Here is a 16,797-nt window from a genome sequence, read left to right on the forward strand (position 1 = left end):
ACCCAGCACCACCGCCCCACCCAGCGCCACCGCGCCACCTTGCGGCGTGACCGCCCACCTCGGCGCCTCGCCGTCATACCCCCGGCCCTGACCCCGTGCGGCGCCCCGGGCCGCTGACGCCATGCTTCTCGGGTGCGCGGCCTCGGTGTGCCCGGGCCGCCCCGGCATCGCCTCCTGGTGCTCCCATGAGCCCTTGTACTGGTCGTCCCCGGGCTTCCTAGCCGGCGCTCCAGCCACGGCCCAGGCAAGGCCGTAGTCTCCACGGGTCCTACCGCGGTGCTGACCGTCCCGGGGCCCTGCCTTGAACACCGTACGAGGCCGAGGACGCCGACGGGCCCGGACGAGCGGTGCTCGTCCGGGCCCGTACGGTGTGCGGCGTCAGCGCGTGAGGCTGCGGTCGTCGTCGGCTGAACCGACGGCGGCGTGCTCCTCCTCGTGCCCGTGACCGTGCCCGTCGCCATGTCCGTCGTCCAGCGGGATCTTCTCCCCGCCGTACGCCTTGGACATGCGAGCGCGCAGCTTGCCCAGGGGCCCGCGCATGCCCTTCGGCGGGATGCCCGAGCCGTCGGGCGCGACCGGGAGCATGAGCACCGGCTCCTTGCCGCGCATGTGCGCCTCGATGTCGTCGGCCGGGGTCGTGTGGACCTCGATGAACTCGCCGTGCGGCAGCCGCTTGATCACGCCGGACTCCACGCCGTGCGAGATGACCGCCTGGTCGGAGCGCTGCAGGCCGAGACACATGCGATAAGTGATCATGTACGCCAGCGCCGGCGCCACGAAGATCAGCACCCGTCCCGCGTAGGTCGTCCAGTTGAGGCTGATGTGGAAGAACGCCGAGAACTCGTCGTTGGCTCCGAGCAGCCAGAGGACGCCGTAGAACGCGATGGCCGACATGCCGATCGAGGTGCGGTGCGGGTTGTTGCGCGGCCGGTCGGCGATGTGGTGCTCGCGGTTGTCGCCCGTCACCCAGCGTTCGAGGAAGGGATAGAGCGCCAGACCGGTCATGATGATGCCCATCGGCACCAGCGCCGGGATGATGACGCTCAACGGCAGCGTGCCGGCATGGGAGGTGCCGAAGAGGTTGATCTCCCAGGCGGGCATGAGGCGCAGCGCGCCTTCGAGGAAGCCCATGTAGAAGTCGGGCTGCGAGCCGGCCGACACGTCGGCGGGCGTGTAGGGGCCGAACAACCAGATCGGGTTGATCTGGGCGAACGTCGCCATGCCCGCGACCACGGCCAGCGTGAACAGGAAGTACGCCCCGCTCTTGGCCATGAAGGACGGGTAGAACGGCGCGCCCACGACGTTCTTCTTGTCGCGCCCCTTGCCGGGCATCTGGGTGTGCTTCTGCACCCACATGAGCACCAGGTGGGCGGAGATCAGCGCCAGCAGGATGCCCGGGATGAGCAGGATGTGCAGCGAGTAGAACCGGGAGATGACATCCTCACCCGGATATTCCCCGCCGAACAAGAAGAACGTGAAATACGTGCCGATCAGCGGCAGCGAGATCGCCACGCCCTCGGTGATCCGCAGACCGGCGCCGGAGAGCAGGTCGTCGGGGAGGGAGTAACCGGTCAGGCCCTCGAGCAGCGCCAGCGTCAGCAGCAGCACGCCGATGAGCCAGTTGAGCTCGCGCGGCTTGCGGTAGGCGCCGGTGAAGAACACCCGGAGCATGTGGACCATCATGCCCGCGACGAACATCAGGGCCGACCAGTGGTGCATCTGCCGGATGAGCAGACCGCCGCGGACGTCGAAGCTGATCTCCAGCGACGACGCGTAGGCCTCGGACATCATGACGCCCTTGAGCGGCGCGTACGAGCCGTCGTAGGCGATCTCCATCATGCTGGGCTTGTACCAGAACGTCAGGAACGTACCGGTCAGCAGCAGGATGACGAACGAGTAGAGGGCGATCTCACCCAGCAGGAACGACCAGTGGTCGGGGAAGATCTTGCGCAGGTTGCGCTTGAGGGCGTTCGCGCCGCCGAGGCGGTCGTCGAGGAACGTCGACGGCCCGGAGACGGCCTTCGGAACATTCGTGAGCTCGCTCACGTCTGGCCTCCTTCCCTGACCGCGGCCTCGGCGTCACCGCGCTCCCAGTAGCTGGGACCGACGGGCACCTCGAAGTCGTGCTGGGCGATGAGATAGCCCTCGGCGTCGACGGTGATCGGCAACTGCGGCAGCGGCCTGGCCGCGGGACCGAAGATGACTTTGGCGCCGTCGGCCGCGTCGAACGTCGACTGGTGGCAGGGGCACAGGATGTGGTGGGTGTTCTGCTCGTAGAGCGCCGCGGGGCAGCCCACGTGGGTGCAGATCTTGGAATAGGCCACGATGCCGTCGTGCGTCCAGTTCTGGCGGGTGCCGCTCTTGATCTCTTCGGGACGGAACTTGATCAGGATCAGCGTCGCCTTGGCGAGGGCGTTGAGGTCGTGCTCGTAGCCCTCGGGGACGACCGACAGGATGCCGCCGGGCGAGTTGAAGTCGGCGGCGCGGATCGGCTGGCCCGTGCCCTCGACGACGAGCCTCAGCGGCTTGCCCTCCTTGGTCTTCTCGCCCCAGACGGTGTGGCGCAGGGTCTTGTTGAACTTGGCGCCGGGCATCTTGCTGTTGTCGAGGTCGCGCAGCAGCACCAGCGGCACCAGGCCGAGCGGCGCGGCCGCGAGCAGCAGCGTGCGGCGCAGCAGCTTGCGCTTGACGAAGCCGCTCTCGTTGGCGCCCTGGATGAACGTGGCGGCCACGATGTCGCGGTCGGGGGCGGAGGAGGCCATCTCGTGGCGCTCCTGGATCAGGGAGTATTTCGGCATGATCTGGCGGACCCAGATCACGATACCGACCGCCAGCCCCAGGATCGCCACGGTCAGGGTGCTGCCCAGCGCGAGGTTGGACACCCCGGTCGCCTCGGGCCCGCCGACCTGGAAGACCACGTAGGAGATGATGAACCCGATCGCCGCCAGGAACGTGACCATGAAGCACAGGGCCACGAGCTTCTCGGCCTTGCGGGCCTTGGCTTCGTCCTGCAGCGTGACGCCGGGGACCTCCTGGTCGGCCTCCTTCGGCTGCTCGGTGGCGCCGAGCATCGAGGTGCCCGGCGCGGGGGTGCCGATGACGCGCTTGGGAACGCGTTCGTCCGGCTGCTCGATCTCGTGCTCGTTGTCTGTCATGACTTCTGTCGCTTCTTCGCGGTGATCCAGATGGCTGCCAGTGCGAGGAGGCTGAGACCTACGATCCAGGCGACGAGCCCCTCGGTGACCGGGCCGATCCGCCCGAGGGCGAAGCCTCCCGGGTCCTTCTGCGCGCGCACCTGCGTGATGTAGGCGATCATGCTGCGCTTCTCTTCCGGCGTGATCGTCGTGTCGTTGAAGACCGGCATCGCCTGCGGGCCGGTGACCATCGCCTCGTAGATCTGCGTGGGCGTCGCCTCGTTGAGGTTGGGAGCGTGCTTGCCCTGCGTCAGGGCGCCACCGGCGCCGGCCCAGTTGTGGCACTGGATGCAGTTGGCGCGGAACAGCTCACCGCCCTTGCCCGCGTCGCCCAGCTTCGGGTCGACCTGCTCGGCGCCCGGCACCTGCGGGCCGCCGCCGAGCGACTGCACGTAGGCGGAGATCTGCTTGATCTTCTCCGGGGTGACCCACTCGGGCTGCGGCTTGCGCGGCGCCTGGGGCCCAGGGTTGGCGGCGGGCATGCGGCCCGTGCTCATCTGGAAGTCGACGGCCGCGGCGCCGACGCCGATGAGCGTGGGCGCCGTCCCGGTGCCCTCGGCGTTGGTGCCGTGGCAGCTCGCGCAGTGCGCCACGAACAGGCTCTTGCCCTCGGCCACGTCGTCGACCTTGCCTGCCGCCAATGCCGCGTCGGCAGGCTTACCCGCCTGGACAAAAGCGGCGTATGCCATCCCGACCAGCGCCAACGCCAAAATCAGGACGGCGTATCTCGCTAGGGGATGCCGCCGCCAAGCGGTGATCCTAGTCACAGAAGTCCCGTTCCTTAACGAATGATGTAGATGGTCGCGAAAAGACCGATCCAGACGACGTCGACGAAGTGCCAGTAGTAGGACACGACGATCGCGCTGGTGGCCTGCTCATGCGTGAAGCGCTTCGCGGCGTACGTGCGTCCCAGCATGAACAGGAACGCGATCAGGCCACCGGTCACGTGCAGGCCGTGGAAGCCCGTCGTCAGGTAGAACACCGAGGTGTAGGCGTTGGCGGACAGGGTCGCGCCCTCTGACGCCAGCTCGCCGTACTCGTACAGCTGCCCCGCGATGAAGACCGCGCCCATGAGGAAGCTGACGATGTACCAGAAGCGGAGCTTGCCGACCTGCCCCTTCTCCGCGGCCCACACGCCCAGCTGGCACGTCACACTCGACAGGACCAGGATGATCGTGTTGACCGTCGCGAACGGGATGTTCAAGTCGTGCTCGGGGTTCGGGACCATGAGCGGATTCCACGCCAGGCCCCTCCCCTCGCTCACCGACCGGATGGTGAAGTACATCGCGAACAGCGCCGCGAAGAACATGAGCTCGGAGGACAGCCAGACGATCGTACCGACGCTGACCAGGTTGGGTCTGCGGTACGGCTGGGCTGCCGTCGTCGAAGTTATTGCGGATGCTGTCGCCACGGGCAGCATTATTGCGGCTCCAGTGGTCGGTCCGGCGCACGACCCCCCGTTAGGGGGTACGAACCGCGCACCAACCTGGGATAATTGGGGCAAACCACACCCAAACCGCCCACGCTGCGCGGCACGCGCTCGGGCGGCCTGGGATTGCACACCACCGCACCGGTACGATCCCAGGTGACCATACTGCTACGACACGATAGTGAGCGCGACAGCGATGTCCACTGGGAGCACCGACGACACGATGAGGGTCCTCGTCTACAGCGACGACGCCGCCACCAGGGCCGAGGTGAGCGCGGCCATCGGCAGGCGCCCGGCCGCCGACGTGCCTTTCGTCGAGATCGTGGAGTGCGCCACCGAGCCCAAGGTCCACCAGTGGCTGGGCTCCGGCGAGATCGACGTGGCCGTCCTCGACGGCGAGACCCAGCCCGCGGGTGGCATGGGCGTCTCCCGACAGGCGAAGGACGAGGTCTACGACTGCCCGCCCATCTGCCTGATCATCGCCAGGCGCGACGACCGCTGGCTGGCCGACTGGTCCAAGGCCGACGCCGTCGTGTCGCAGCCCCTGGAGCCGATGGTGCTGGCCGACACGGTCGCCGACCTCATGCGCCGCCGCTCCTCCACCCGACTCAACGCTAAGTAGGTGCCCATGGACTCCCGCACGACCTGGCCCACCCTGCTTTCCGCTCTCCTGTCAGGAGAGCACCTCACCTCTGACGAGACGGCCTGGGCGATGCGGGAGATCATGTCCGGCGCCGCGACGTCCGCGCAGATCGCCGGCTTCGCGATCGCGCTGCGCGCCAAGGGCGAGACGGTGGCCGAAGTGGTCGGCCTGGCCCGCACCATGCTCGACCTGGCCACGCCGCTGAGCGTCGAGGGCCCCGTGGTCGACGTCGTCGGCACGGGCGGCGATCGCGCCCACACCGTCAACGTCTCGACGATGGCCGCCATCGTGGCCGCCGCCGCGGGTGCCAGGGTCGTCAAGCACGGCAACCGCGCCGCCTCGTCCTCGTGCGGCGCCGCCGACGTCCTGGAGCACCTGGGCATCCGGCTCGACCTGACGCCCGAGCAGACGGCGCTGGTCGCGCGCGAGGCGGGCATCGCGTTCTGCTTCGCCCCGGTCTACCACCCCGCACTGCGCTTCGCCGGGCCCACCCGTAAGGAGATCGGCGTCCCCACGGTCTTCAACTTCCTGGGGCCGCTCACCAACCCGGCCCGCCCCGCCGCCCAGGCCATCGGCGTCTTCGACGCCGGGATGCTGCCCGTGCTGGCCGGCGTCTTCGCCGAGCGCGGGGTCTCCGCCCTGGTGTTCCGCGGCGACGACGGCCTCGACGAGCTGACCATCGCCGGCACCTCCACGGTCTGGGTGGTGAAAGACGGCACCGCGACGCAGACCAGCTTCGACCCGTCGGTGCTCGGCATTCCGCGCGCCGACGTGGGCGCGCTGCGCGGCGGCGACGTGGCGTTCAACGCCCAGGCCGTGCACGACCTGGTGCGCGGCAAGACCGGCCCGGTGCGCGACGCCGTCCTGCTCAACGCGGCCGCGGCCCTGGTGGCGCTCGACGGGCCCGGCGACAACCTCGACTCGGCGATGATCGACGGCTACGCCCGCGCGGCGCAGGCGGTCGACTCGGGGGCGGCCGCCGCCACCCTCGACCGCTGGGTGGAGGTCAGCGGCGCCTGCAGCCCCGCCTGACGCTCCCGGCCACACCGCCGGGCCCGGCGTCCCGGTCCCCAGAATTCCGGGATCCCGGCTCGCACCACCTCGTGTGGCGGTCCGGTCGTCGTCCCGAGGCCCCGCGATCGGGCGGGATGCGGGCCTGACGGCAGGAACCGCCGGACCGGGTGGCGTGACCCGGTCCGGCGGTCGTCTTACGGTGGCCGGCTACGGCAGGGTGACGGTGGGGCCCGACTTGATCGAGCTCCACTTGAGCCACTGTTTCCAGCTCTCCTGCCAGTGCCCCCACCCGTTCGTGGGCTCCAGCTTCCGCGGCGAGCCCGTGATGATGATCGGGTCGCCGATCAGCGTGTTCTTGATGAACCACGCGGCGTTCGCCGGGCTGACGTTCACGCATCCATGGCTGACGTTCGCGTGGCCCTGCGACCCGACCGACCAGGGTGCGCTGTGCACGTACTCGCCGCTGTTGGAGATGCGAACCGTGTTGTAGACCGTCAGCCGGTAGTAGCCAGGGGAGCCGGGCCCGATCCCCGGAGAGGTCATGATCGTCACCGGTTCGCGCGACATGGCCAGGTGGATGCCCGAGGTGGTGTAGTACTTCCACTGCCCGCCCTGGCCGGCGCTCATCGGCATCGTCCGGATCTTCTTGCCGTTCCGCCTGACCGTGAGCACGTGGTTGTTGGTGCTGCCCTTGGTGATCTGCTCGCGGCCGACCTTGAAGTTGAGCCGGACGTCGCGCTTGCCGTACATGCCGGGCCCGCCGCGCACTCCTGCCAGTTTGGCGTCCACCCGCACCTTCGTGTGCGCGGGCCAGTACTTCCGCGGCCGGAAGTCCACGTGGGTGTCGTCGAACCAGTGCCAGGCGCCCTCCACCGGCTTGGAGCTGCGGACGATGAGGTTGCGCTCGACGGACACGCGGTCGGCGATCGGCTGGTCGAACTCGATCATGACGGGCATGCCGACGCCGACCGTCAGCCCGGTGTAGTCCTTGTTCGGCGTGATCGTCTTGATGTCAAAGGTCTTGTTGCTCTTCACCGTCTTGAACGTGCTCTTCGCCTGGGTCTGCTTGCCCGCGGCGTCCACCAAGACCGCGGTGACCGTGTAGGTCACACCTGGCCTGGCCGTGACGGTGCTGCGCCATCGCGTACGGTCGCCGCTCAGGACACCGTCCAGCGAGCCGGACTTGTCGCCCTCCACGCGCACGCTCCTGAGCGTGCCCCTCTGGGCCGACACCACGACGGGCTGGTCCGTGGGCACGTCGGCGGCCTTGTCGGCCGGAGAGAACGTCACAGAGGCCGCTCGCACCCCCGCGCCGGCCATCGCGACCCCGTCGGGCTCGCCCTCCGTGCCGCCCGCCGTGCCGCCTGCCGAGCACGCGGTGAGCAGCGCCAAGGCCAGCAGGCCGGCCGATCCATACGCTACGCGCCCCACGAGTGACTCCCTTGTCCCGCTCCATTGCCTTACTAGGTGAGAAATCCGCTCGCTTGGCGCCCCGTACCTGGTTAGGGCCATAGAGGCAGTCCACGTAGCAGATTTCTCATTAGTACCCTGAGTGATCGAATGACCACATCCGGGCACCGGTAAAGAACACCAAAAAGCGGGCGTCCTCCCCCATGGGAGAGCGCCCGCCTCAGGTGTGGCTCAGTGCGAGAAGTTACCCCGGTAGTACTGGAACACGAACCCGATCATGGCCATGATGACCAGGAACACGCCGATCAGGAACATCCAGAAGCCGATCACGAACCCGGCGAAGGCGAAGGCCGCCGCCAGGCAGAGGAAGAGCGGCCACCAGCTGCTCGGGCTGAAGAAGCCGATCTCCCCCGCGCCGTCGCTGATCTCGGCCTGCTTGCTGTCCTCCGGCTGGGCGCCGATGCGCCGCGCGGTGAACATCAGGTAGTAGCCGACCATGAACGCGAACCCGACCGAGATGGCCATGGCGGTGGTGCCGACGGGCTCGCCGCTGCCCATCTCCGCCTTGGTCCAGAACCAGTAGGCGATGTCGACGCCGGCGAAGAACACGCCGCACAACAGGAACAGCCAACCCTGGACCTTCATCAGGCCTCGACCTCCTGGGCGGACTTGGCGGACACGTGCGGATAGTGCAGGTCGAACGCGGGACGCTCGGACCTGATGCGCGGCAGTGAGGTGAAGTTGTGCCGCGGCGGCGGGCAGGAGGTCGCCCATTCGAGCGAGCCGCCGTAGCCCCAGGGGTCGTCGACGGTGACCTTGGGCGCGCTGCGCCAGGTCTTCCAGACGTTGTAGAAGAACGGCAGCGTCGAGGCGCCCAGGATGAACGCGCCCACCGACGAGATCATGTTGAGGTCGGTGAAGCCGTCGGCCGCGCTGTAGTCGGCGTAGCGGCGCGGGAAGCCCACCACGCCCAGCCAATGCTGGATGAGGAACGTCGTGTGGAAGCCGATGAACAGCAGCCAGAACTGCAGCTTGCCCAGCTTGTCGTCGAGCATCTTGCCGGTGAACTTGGGCCACCAGAAGTAGAAGCCGGCGAACATGGCGAACACCACGGTGCCGAACACCACGTAGTGGAAGTGCGCCACGACGAAGTAGGTGTCGCTGATGTGGAAGTCGAGCGGCGGCGAGGCCAGGATGACGCCGGTCAGGCCGCCCAGCAGGAACGTCACCAGGAACCCGACCGAGAACAACATCGGCGACTCGAACGTGAGATGCCCTCGCCACATCGTGCCGACCCAGTTGAAGAACTTCACGCCTGTCGGCACCGCGATGAGGAACGTCATGAACGAGAAGAACGGCAACAACACCTGCCCGGTCGGGAACATGTGGTGCGCCCAGACCGTGATGGACAGACCGGCGATGGAGATCGTCGCGGCCACGAGGCTGATGTAACCGAAGATCGGCTTGCGGCTGAAGACCGGCAGGATCTCCGTCACGATGCCGAAGAACGGCAGCGCGATGATGTACACCTCGGGATGGCCGAAGAACCAGAACAGGTGCTGCCAGAGCAGCGCTCCGCCGAACTCCGAGTCGAAGATGTGGGTGCCCAGCTTGCGGTCGGCCTCCAGCGCCAGCAGCGCGGCGGCCAGCACCGGGAACGCCATCAGCACGAGCATGCTGGTCAGCAGGACGTTCCAGGTGAAGATCGGCATGCGGAACATGGTCATGCCGGGAGCGCGCATGCAGATGATCGTGGTGATGAAGTTGACCGAGCCGAGGATGGTGCCCAGGCCCGACAGGGCCAGGCCCATGATCCACAGATCGCCGCCGACGCCGGGCGAGTTGATCGCGTTGGACAGCGGCGTGTAGGCGAACCAGCCGAACGACGCCGCGCCACCCGGGGTGAAGAAGCCCGAGACCGCGATGATGCTGCCGAACAGGTAGAGCCAGTAGCTCACCATGTTGAGGCGCGGGAACGCCACGTCGGGGGCGCCGATCTGCAGCGGCATCAGCTCGTTGGCGAAGCCGGCGAACAGCGGCGTCGCGAACATGAGCAGCATGATCGTGCCGTGCATGGTGAACAGCTGGTTGAACTGCTCGTTGCTGGTGAACTGCAGGCCGGGCTGCGCCAGCTCGGCCCGCATGACCAGCGCCATGACGCCGCCGATGAGGAAGAAGGCGAACGACGAGATCAGGTAGAGGTGCCCGATGATCTTGTGATCGGTGGAGGACAGCCACTTGGCGATGATCTGGCCCTTGGTGTCGGGCCTGATCGGCGTCCTGAGTGGTTCTTGGATGGCGGTCACTGGGCACTCCCAGCCTGTTGGGTCGCGATGTACTGGTCGAACTCAGCCTGCGGAACGAGCTTCACCGAGAAGAGCATCCGGCTGTGGTCGACACCGCACAGTTCGGCGCAGCGGCCGGCGAACACGCCGGTCCGGTCGAGCGTCGTGATCTCGAACTTGCGACCCGGGTTGTCCTCCGGGATGCCCGGGATGACGTCCCGCTTGAACAGGAACTCCGGCACCCAGAAGGAGTGGATGACGTCGTCGCTCTGCAGGTCGAACTCGACCTTGGTCTTCGTCGGCAGGACCAGCTGGGGGCCCTGGTTGTAGTCGCTCACCGGCACGCCGGAGACCGGCGGCAGCGTCTTGCCGTTGACGGTGGTGGTGAAGCGCCAGCTCCACTGGTATGCCTCGACCTTGACCTTCACCGGCGCGTTGCCCGAGATCTGCGTGAGGCGCTCGCTGTCGCGGGCGGTGAAGAAGAAGAACACCGACACCATGACGAGCGGGATCAAGGTGTAGAGCATCTCGATCGGCAGGTTGTAGCGGACCTGCGGCGGGAGCTCGGCCTTCGCCCTGCGCTTGCGGTGGAAGATGGACGCCCACACGATCAGGACGATGACGACGGCACCCGTGGCGAGCGCGGCGATCCAGGCCCCGTTCCACAGGCTCTGGACCACATTGCCCTCTTCGGTGATGTGGCCGGGAAGAAGGCCGCGAGACCAGTCGGCCTCGGGGACGTCATTAGCACACGCCGTAGCAGTGGCCAGCAGCAACGCCAAAGCGGCGGCGCGTGGCACCCTGCGCCGGGCCAACGAACGCCGCGTCGTACGGCGAGTCGGACTCACGGATCGCCTACCCCACAGATGTAGCCCAAGAGTCTTTCCCCTGGGCGCGTATTGCTGTTTCTGATTCATGCACAGACTGACAAGCAGACACATTAGCGTGCAGGGGCCTTGCCCCACCGCGCGACCCCTCCATGGCGCCGGAAGTGGGACGATGAGTCTCGTGGCGTATTTCGACGCGGCCTCGAGTGAGCCGCTCCACCCCCAGGCACGCGAGGCGCTGCTGGCGGCGATCGACGTCGGCTGGGCCGACCCCGCGAGACTGTACGGCCAGGCCCGCCGCGCGCACCTGCTGCTCGAACAGGCCCGCACGGAGGTGGCCGAAGCGCTCGGCGCGCGCCCCGACGAGGTGTCGTTCACCTCCTCGGGCACGCAGGCCGTGCATCTCGGCGTGCTCGGCACCCTACACGGCAGGCGCAGGGTCGGGCGCCATCTGGTCACCACGGCCGTCGAGCACTCCAGCGTGCTGCACGCCGGCGGCGTGCACGAACGCGACGGCGGCACGGTCGAGACCGTCGGCGTCGGCCTGACCGGCCGTGTCGACCTCGACCGCTTCACCGAGGCGGTGGCCCGCCCCGGCACGGCCCTGGCCTGCCTGCAGACGGCCAACCACGAGGTCGGCACCCTGCAGCCGGTGGCGGAGGCGGCCGCGGCGTGCCGCGCGAACGGGGTGCCCCTGCTGGTCGACGCGGCGCAGACGGCCGGCCGGATGCCGGTCCCGCCCGGCTGGTCGGTGCTGGCGGCCAGCGCCCACAAGTGGGGCGGCCCCGCCGGGGTGGGCGTGCTGGCGGTGCGCAAGGGCACGCGGTTCCGCTCGTTCCTGCCGGAGGACGAGCGGGAGCGGCGGCGGGTGCCGGGCTTCGAGAACGTTCCCGGCATCGTGGCCGCGGCGGCCGCGCTGCGCGCGATGGCCGCCGAGGCGTCGCAGGAGCAGGCCCGGCTGGCCGAGCTCGTCGGCAGGATCAGGGAGACGGTCCCCAAGATCGTCCCGGACGTGGAGGTGATCGGCGACCCCGACGAGCGGGCGCCGCACATCGTGACCTTCTCGTGCCTGTACGTCGACGGCGAGGCACTGCTGACCGAGCTGGACAAGGCCGGGTTCGCCGTGTCGTCGGGAAGCTCGTGCACCGCTAGTACGCTTCGTCCATCGCACGTTCTGGAAGCGATGGGCGTGCTGACGCATGGGAACGTCCGGATTTCGCTGCCCAGGGGCGCTTCCGCGGCCGAGGTCGACCGATTCCTCGCCGTGCTGCCCGAGCTGGTGCGCCGCATCCGGCAGGACGCAGGAGTCGCATGACCGAAGTTACCCAGCCGGCTTTGACGATCGACGCGCTCGGGAAGAAGTGCCCGATCCCGATCATCATGCTGGCCGAGCAGATCAACTACGTCCCGCTCAACGCCGTGGTGGCGGTGCTGGCCGACGACCCGGCCGCCTACACCGACGTGCCGGCGTGGTGCAGGCTGAAGTCGCACCGCCACGTCGGGTCGTACGAGCTGCCCGAGGGCGGCTGGGCGATCCACGTCAGGCGCAACTACTGACTTCCCCCGCGCCGCAGGCCGTCCCGCCCGGCGGCGGGACGGCCTGCGGCGCTCAGGGGTGGTAGCAGCGGATGTGCTCGGCGACCTCCTCCGCCGCCTCGGCGCCGTAGGCGGCGCCGAACCGCTCGAGGAAGACCTGCTGGCCGAGCTCGTATTCCTGGCCGCCGACGCGCTCCAGCACGTGGGTGGCGGTCAGGTTGCCGATCTGGCCGCAGCGCTCCAGCGGCAGGCCCCAGGCCAGGCCCGCGAGGAAACCGGCGCGGAAGGCGTCGCCGACGCCCGTGGGATCGGCCTTGCCCCGCTCGGGGGCGGGGGCGACCATGATCGAGGGCTCGCCCTTGCGGTCGATGACGGCGCCCTTGGGGCCGAGCGTGGTGATCCGGACGCCGACCCGGTCGAGGACCTCCGCGTCGGACCAGCCGGTCTTCTGCTCGATGAGCCCCTTCTCGTAGTCGTTGGAGAACAGGTAGGAGGCGCCGTCGACGAGCGTGCGGATCTGCTCGTCCTCCATGCGGGCGAGCTGCTGGGAGATGTCGGCGGCGAAGCCGATGCCGCGCTGGCGGCACTCCTCGGTGTGGCGCAACATCGCGTCGGGGTCGTTGGGGCTGATGAGCACGAGGTCGAGGCCGCCGACGCGCTCGGCGACGGGCTGCAGCTCGATGAGCCGGGCCTCGGCCATGGCCCCCGTGTAGAAGGAGGCGATCTGGTTGTGGTGGTCGTCGGTCGTGCACAGGAAGCGGGCGGTGTGCCGGGTCTCGGAGACGTGCACGGATCCGCAGTCGACGCCGTGGCGCTCCAGCCACGAGCGGTAGTCGGCGAAGTCGTTGCCGACGGCACCCACCAGCATGGGCGTCAGGCCCAGACAGCCCATGCCGAACGCGATGTTCGCGGCGCATCCACCGCGACGGATCTGTAGGTCATCGACCAGGAACGAAAGCGACACCCGGTCGAGTTGCTCGGCGATCAGCTGATCGCCGAAGCTTCCGGGGAAGGTCATCAGATGGTCTGTCGCGATGGAGCCGGTTACGGCGATGCGCACGGGGTTCTTCTTCCTCGTTGTCAGCAGGCCAGTGGGCCCAACGAGAATACGCGAAGGTCCCGCGCGCACAAAGGCGCGCGGGACCCGGCGACCAGCCGCCCGTCGCTCTAGTTGAACGAGTCGCCGCAGGCGCAGGAGCCCGTGGCGTTGGGGTTGTCGATGGTGAAGCCCTGCTTCTCGATGGTGTCGACGAAGTCGATCGAGGCGCCCATCAGGTAGGGGGCGCTCATCCGGTCGGTGACCACACTGACGCCGCCGAAGTCGGACACCACGTCGCCGTCCATCGACCGGTCGTCGAAGAAGAGCTGGTAGCGCAGGCCGGAACAGCCACCCGGCTGCACGGCGACCCGCAGCTGCAGGCCCTCCTCGCCCTGCTGCTCGAGCAAGCTCTTGACCTTGGCCGCGGCCGCGTCGGTCAGGATCAGGCCCTGTGCCGTGGTCTCGCTGCTCTCAACCGTCATCTGCTGACTCCCTAACCCGGCTGTCTGTTTTCGACGTCCTACTGATGACGCTACCAACACCTTGGGGATGCCACACATTCCCGGGGTCACCTCCCCCTGATTGTCCCCGTTCGTCCGTGTGTCATGATGAGTATCGTCAATTCGACGATAAGGGGGTACGGCCATGGCCACCCAGACTGGACTGCCGCTCTTCGTCCTCGGCAGTGGGGCCGATCCGCACAGCGAGAAGGGGGTCGAGTGTCCCGGCGAGCTGCCGCCCGCCTCCGACCCCGGCCTCGTGGAACGCGCACGCAAGGCGAAGGAGGCCCTCGGCGACCGCCTCTTCGTGCTCGGCCACCACTACCAGCGCGACGAGGTCATCCAGTTCGCCGACGTGACAGGTGACTCCTTCAAGCTGGCCCAGCAGGCGGCGGCCCGGCCCGAGGCGGAGTACATCGTCTTCTGCGGCGTGCACTTCATGGCCGAGTCCGCCGACATCCTGACCGGCGACGCCCAGAAGGTGATCCTGCCGGACCTGGCGGCCGGCTGCTCGATGGCCGACATGGCGACGTTCGACCAGGTCGAGGAGTGCTGGGACGCCTTGGAGGACGCCGGGCTGGCCGGCGAGGTGATCCCGGTCACCTACATGAACTCCAGCGCCGACATCAAGGCGTTCTGCGGCAGGAACGGAGGCGCGGTCTGCACCTCCTCCAACGCCCGCCGCGCCCTCGACTGGGCCTTCGAGCAGGGCGGCAAGGTGCTGTTCCTGCCCGACCAGCACCTCGGCCGCAACACGGCGGTCCTGGAGATGGGCATGTCGCTGGACGACTGCGTGGTGTGGAACCCGCACCGCCCGGGCGGCGGGCTGACGCGGGAGCAGCTCGAGCGCGCGCGGATGATCCTCTGGCGGGGCCACTGCTCGGTGCACGGCCGCTTCACCGCGGAGTCGGTGGACGACGTGCGCGCGCGCATCCCGGGCGTCAACGTGCTCGTGCACCCGGAGTGCCGCCACGAGGTGGTGCTCAAGGCCGACCACGTGGGCTCGACCGAGCACATCATCAGGACGCTCGAGGCGGCGCCGGCGGGCTCCAGCTGGGCGATCGGCACCGAGCTCAACCTGGTCAAGCGCCTGGCCCAGACGTTCCCCGACAAGAACGTCTCGTTCCTGGACCGCACGGTCTGCTACTGCTCGACGATGAACCGGATCGACCTGCCCCACCTGGTGTGGGCGCTGGAGTCGCTGGTGCTCGCCGAGGAGGACGGTGCGGTCGTCAACCAGATCACGGTGGACGACGACACCGCCCACTGGGCCAGGGTCGCCCTCGACCGCATGCTGGCCCTCCCGTGACGCGCCGCCCGGGGCCCAGGGCCGGCCTCGGGCCTACGCGAAGTCGTAGCCGACCCGGACCCTCACCGAGAGGGTCCGGCGGCCGGGACTGATCGAGGCGCCGCTGTCCGCGGCGGCCATCGTGAGCGGCTGCGGGCCGCTCTCGACCTCCTCGCTCACCGACACGACGCGGCCCAGCGGCCGGCCGGACAGCTCGGCGTACTGGGCCGCCTTGGCGGCGGCGTCGCGGAACGCCAGGACCCGGGCCTCCCGCAGCGCGCCGTCCGGATCCGACACCTCGAACACCACGCCGTTGAGCCGGGCCTCCTCGCCCACCCCCGCCACGGTGTCGATGACGCCGTCGGCCCCCGCCAGGTCGCGGACGACGACCTCCACGCCCCGCGCCCCGCGGTAGGCGGCCACCTTCGGATAGGACTCGTACTCGGGCCCGAGGGAGAGCTCGGCCGTGCGGACGTCCTCGGCGGCGATCCCCGCCCCGCTCAGCGCCTCGGCCAGCCGGGCGGCGGCGGCCCTGACGGCGGCGAAGGCGTCGGCGGCCGACGCCCTGCGCACCTCGACGCCCGCGTGCAGCCGCAGGATGTCGGGCACGGCCAGGACGGCGCCCTCGCCGACGACGGTGATGTCCATGCGGTGTCCTTCCCGGCCGGCGGTCGTGTCCCTCACTGCGTATCAGATCTCCTGGCGGCTTACGAGGCGTTCCTGCTGAAGCGGAAGCCCATGCGGTCGAACTCCGCCTTCTCCGGCGCCGTCGCCAGCACCCGGCCGACCCGACCGGACAGGTCGATCACCACGGCCTCGTACCCGGACCCCTTCGTGCGCCACACCGCCAGGTGCTCGTCGTCCCACCAGCCGATGAGCCGCTTGCTGGCGAACGGGACGGTGACCGCGCCGGTGTCGTCGCCCGAGGTGGGGCGGGCGCACAGCGACGTGCCCGCGCTCGTGCAGTGGGCCAGGAAGCGGTCGCCCGACGGCGAGACGTCGTCGCCCTCCACCCACACCGGCGACCCGGCGTCCCGCAGGGTGCGCAGGCGGTTGCCGTTCAGGTCGTAGAACGTCATCACGCCGCCGACCCACGTGCCGACCGACCGGCTGTCGGCGTCCCAGAAGAAGCGCCACTCACCCGCGCCCTCCTCCTTGACCGGGAACGTGCGGCCCGTCCCCTCGGCGATGTCGATGATGCCGTAGCCGTGCTCGTCGGTGTCGCCATCGGTGCCCTTGTAGAGGGTGACCAGGCCGTACCTGCCGTCGGGCGACCAGCGCGGCGTGGTGGGGAAGACCGGCTTGCGGCTGAGCTTGACGACGCGTTCGGCGTCGGTGGCGTGGTCGATGATCGAGACGGTGGCGTAGTAGTCGGTGCTGTAGTCCACGTCGGTGCCGAGTGCCCGGTTGCTGCGGGGATCCAGGGCGTACTCGAAATAGCGGCGGTCGCGGGTGAAGGCGCCGCTCGTGAGCTGCCTGACGTAGAGGCTCTTGCCGCTGTCGGTCGTGTACGACGCGAGCCTGATCGGGTCGTCCGCGCGTTCCTCGATCTCCACGGAGGTGCCGGGAAGCCTGACCGTTCCCCCGGTGGGGACGGGCCCTGTGGTGGTGGGGGCGGACCCTGTGGTGGTG

Annotated in this window: 17 protein-coding genes; 5 read left to right on the plus strand and 12 right to left on the minus strand. The window is 68.9% G+C overall.

Annotation, left to right across the window (positions count from 1 at the left end; all coding sequences use genetic code 11):
• Positions 1 to 378: 378 nt before the first annotated feature.
• The 4 genes from qcrB to ctaE are packed head-to-tail and all read right to left on the minus strand — an operon-like array spanning position 379 to position 4,614.
• The gene (gene qcrB / locus E1292_RS43595; RefSeq protein WP_132605477.1) at positions 379 to 2,046 is read right to left on the minus strand and encodes a cytochrome bc1 complex cytochrome b subunit; all 1,668 of its coding nucleotides are present in this window, start codon (positions 2,044 to 2,046) and stop codon (positions 379 to 381) included.
• Positions 2,043 to 3,155, minus strand: a complete 1,113-nt coding sequence (gene qcrA, locus E1292_RS43600) for a cytochrome bc1 complex Rieske iron-sulfur subunit (protein ID WP_132605479.1) — start codon at positions 3,153 to 3,155, stop codon at positions 2,043 to 2,045. The genes qcrB and qcrA overlap by 4 nt, the downstream gene beginning before the upstream one ends.
• On the minus strand, positions 3,152 to 3,961 hold the full coding sequence (gene qcrC, locus E1292_RS43605; protein WP_181958395.1) for a cytochrome bc1 complex diheme cytochrome c subunit: 810 nt from the start codon (positions 3,959 to 3,961) through the stop codon (positions 3,152 to 3,154). The genes qcrA and qcrC overlap by 4 nt, the downstream gene beginning before the upstream one ends.
• A gap of 14 nt (positions 3,962 to 3,975) precedes the next feature.
• The gene (gene ctaE / locus E1292_RS43610) at positions 3,976 to 4,614 is read right to left on the minus strand and encodes an aa3-type cytochrome oxidase subunit III (RefSeq protein WP_132605483.1); all 639 of its coding nucleotides are present in this window, start codon (positions 4,612 to 4,614) and stop codon (positions 3,976 to 3,978) included.
• 205 nt (positions 4,615 to 4,819) lie between these two features.
• Between ctaE and E1292_RS43615 the strand changes: the two genes are divergently transcribed.
• A complete protein-coding gene (locus E1292_RS43615) occupies positions 4,820 to 5,245 on the plus strand; it encodes a hypothetical protein (RefSeq protein WP_132605485.1) in 426 nt (141 codons plus the stop codon).
• A 6-nt stretch (positions 5,246 to 5,251) separates the two neighbouring features.
• A complete protein-coding gene (gene trpD, locus E1292_RS43620; RefSeq protein WP_132605487.1) occupies positions 5,252 to 6,298 on the plus strand; it encodes an anthranilate phosphoribosyltransferase in 1,047 nt (348 codons plus the stop codon).
• 189 nt (positions 6,299 to 6,487) lie between these two features.
• Here the strand turns inward: trpD and E1292_RS43625 are convergent, their stop codons facing one another.
• The 4 genes from E1292_RS43625 to ctaC form a co-directional block, all read right to left on the minus strand.
• Entirely contained in the window at positions 6,488 to 7,711 is a 1,224-nt protein-coding gene (locus E1292_RS43625; protein ID WP_132605489.1) for a L,D-transpeptidase, read from the minus strand.
• A 210-nt stretch (positions 7,712 to 7,921) separates the two neighbouring features.
• Positions 7,922 to 8,335 carry a cytochrome c oxidase subunit 4 gene (locus E1292_RS43630; RefSeq protein ID WP_132605491.1) on the minus strand — a complete coding sequence of 138 codons (414 nt, stop codon included), beginning with the start codon at positions 8,333 to 8,335 and terminating at the stop codon, positions 7,922 to 7,924.
• Positions 8,335 to 9,996, minus strand: a complete 1,662-nt coding sequence (ctaD, locus tag E1292_RS43635) for an aa3-type cytochrome oxidase subunit I (RefSeq protein ID WP_132605493.1) — start codon at positions 9,994 to 9,996, stop codon at positions 8,335 to 8,337. Before ctaD ends, E1292_RS43630 begins: the two co-directional genes overlap by 1 nt.
• Positions 9,993 to 10,823 (minus strand): aa3-type cytochrome oxidase subunit II, encoded by an 831-nt coding sequence (gene ctaC / locus E1292_RS43640; RefSeq protein WP_132605495.1) that lies wholly within the window; start codon positions 10,821 to 10,823, stop codon positions 9,993 to 9,995. The genes ctaD and ctaC overlap by 4 nt, the downstream gene beginning before the upstream one ends.
• A 151-nt stretch (positions 10,824 to 10,974) precedes the next feature.
• On the opposite strand from ctaC, the gene E1292_RS43645 reads away from it, so the two are divergent.
• The gene (locus tag E1292_RS43645) at positions 10,975 to 12,117 is read left to right on the plus strand and encodes a cysteine desulfurase family protein (protein WP_165975045.1); all 1,143 of its coding nucleotides are present in this window, start codon (positions 10,975 to 10,977) and stop codon (positions 12,115 to 12,117) included.
• Positions 12,114 to 12,359: a sulfurtransferase TusA family protein gene (locus E1292_RS43650; protein ID WP_043638353.1), complete on the plus strand. Its 246-nt coding sequence runs from the start codon at positions 12,114 to 12,116 to the stop codon at positions 12,357 to 12,359. The genes E1292_RS43645 and E1292_RS43650 overlap by 4 nt, the downstream gene beginning before the upstream one ends.
• A 52-nt stretch (positions 12,360 to 12,411) precedes the next feature.
• Here the strand turns inward: E1292_RS43650 and E1292_RS43655 are convergent, their stop codons facing one another.
• Both E1292_RS43655 and erpA read right to left on the minus strand, forming a co-directional pair.
• Positions 12,412 to 13,398 (minus strand): carbohydrate kinase family protein, encoded by a 987-nt coding sequence (locus tag E1292_RS43655; protein WP_132605497.1) that lies wholly within the window; start codon positions 13,396 to 13,398, stop codon positions 12,412 to 12,414.
• 107 nt (positions 13,399 to 13,505) lie between these two features.
• Positions 13,506 to 13,859, minus strand: coding sequence for an iron-sulfur cluster insertion protein ErpA (gene erpA / locus E1292_RS43660; protein ID WP_043638338.1), 354 nt, complete (start codon positions 13,857 to 13,859; stop codon positions 13,506 to 13,508).
• 163 nt (positions 13,860 to 14,022) lie between these two features.
• Here erpA and nadA point away from each other — a divergent pair, with 163 nt between their 5' ends.
• A complete protein-coding gene (nadA, locus tag E1292_RS43665) occupies positions 14,023 to 15,186 on the plus strand; it encodes a quinolinate synthase NadA (RefSeq protein WP_132605499.1) in 1,164 nt (387 codons plus the stop codon).
• A gap of 33 nt (positions 15,187 to 15,219) precedes the next feature.
• Here the strand turns inward: nadA and E1292_RS43670 are convergent, their stop codons facing one another.
• Both E1292_RS43670 and E1292_RS51865 read right to left on the minus strand, forming a co-directional pair.
• Positions 15,220 to 15,813 (minus strand): SIMPL domain-containing protein, encoded by a 594-nt coding sequence (locus E1292_RS43670; protein WP_132605501.1) that lies wholly within the window; start codon positions 15,811 to 15,813, stop codon positions 15,220 to 15,222.
• A gap of 59 nt (positions 15,814 to 15,872) precedes the next feature.
• Positions 15,873 to 16,797 (minus strand): hypothetical protein (locus tag E1292_RS51865; RefSeq protein ID WP_220447353.1); only part of this gene is annotated, 925 nt, incomplete at its 5' end.

The sequence above is a fragment of the Nonomuraea deserti genome (assembly GCF_004348685.1).
Lineage (GTDB): Bacteria > Actinomycetota > Actinomycetes > Streptosporangiales > Streptosporangiaceae > Nonomuraea > Nonomuraea deserti.

What these genes read in the sequence shown, in the direction of transcription:
- qcrA (WP_132605479.1), bottom strand. Translation starts at nt 3,155, where the DNA reads ATGACAGACAACGAGCACGAGATCGAGCAGCCGGACGAACGCGTTCCC.
- ctaE (WP_132605483.1), bottom strand. Translation starts at nt 4,614, where the DNA reads ATGCTGCCCGTGGCGACAGCATCCGCAATAACTTCGACGACGGCAGCC.
- E1292_RS43615 (WP_132605485.1), top strand. Translation starts at nt 4,820, where the DNA reads ATGTCCACTGGGAGCACCGACGACACGATGAGGGTCCTCGTCTACAGC.
- trpD (WP_132605487.1), top strand. Translation starts at nt 5,252, where the DNA reads ATGGACTCCCGCACGACCTGGCCCACCCTGCTTTCCGCTCTCCTGTCA.
- E1292_RS43630 (WP_132605491.1), bottom strand. Translation starts at nt 8,335, where the DNA reads ATGAAGGTCCAGGGTTGGCTGTTCCTGTTGTGCGGCGTGTTCTTCGCC.
- E1292_RS43645 (WP_165975045.1), top strand. Translation starts at nt 10,975, where the DNA reads ATGAGTCTCGTGGCGTATTTCGACGCGGCCTCGAGTGAGCCGCTCCAC.
- E1292_RS43650 (WP_043638353.1), top strand. Translation starts at nt 12,114, where the DNA reads ATGACCGAAGTTACCCAGCCGGCTTTGACGATCGACGCGCTCGGGAAG.
- erpA (WP_043638338.1), bottom strand. Translation starts at nt 13,859, where the DNA reads ATGACGGTTGAGAGCAGCGAGACCACGGCACAGGGCCTGATCCTGACC.
- nadA (WP_132605499.1), top strand. Translation starts at nt 14,023, where the DNA reads ATGGCCACCCAGACTGGACTGCCGCTCTTCGTCCTCGGCAGTGGGGCC.
- E1292_RS43670 (WP_132605501.1), bottom strand. Translation starts at nt 15,813, where the DNA reads ATGGACATCACCGTCGTCGGCGAGGGCGCCGTCCTGGCCGTGCCCGAC.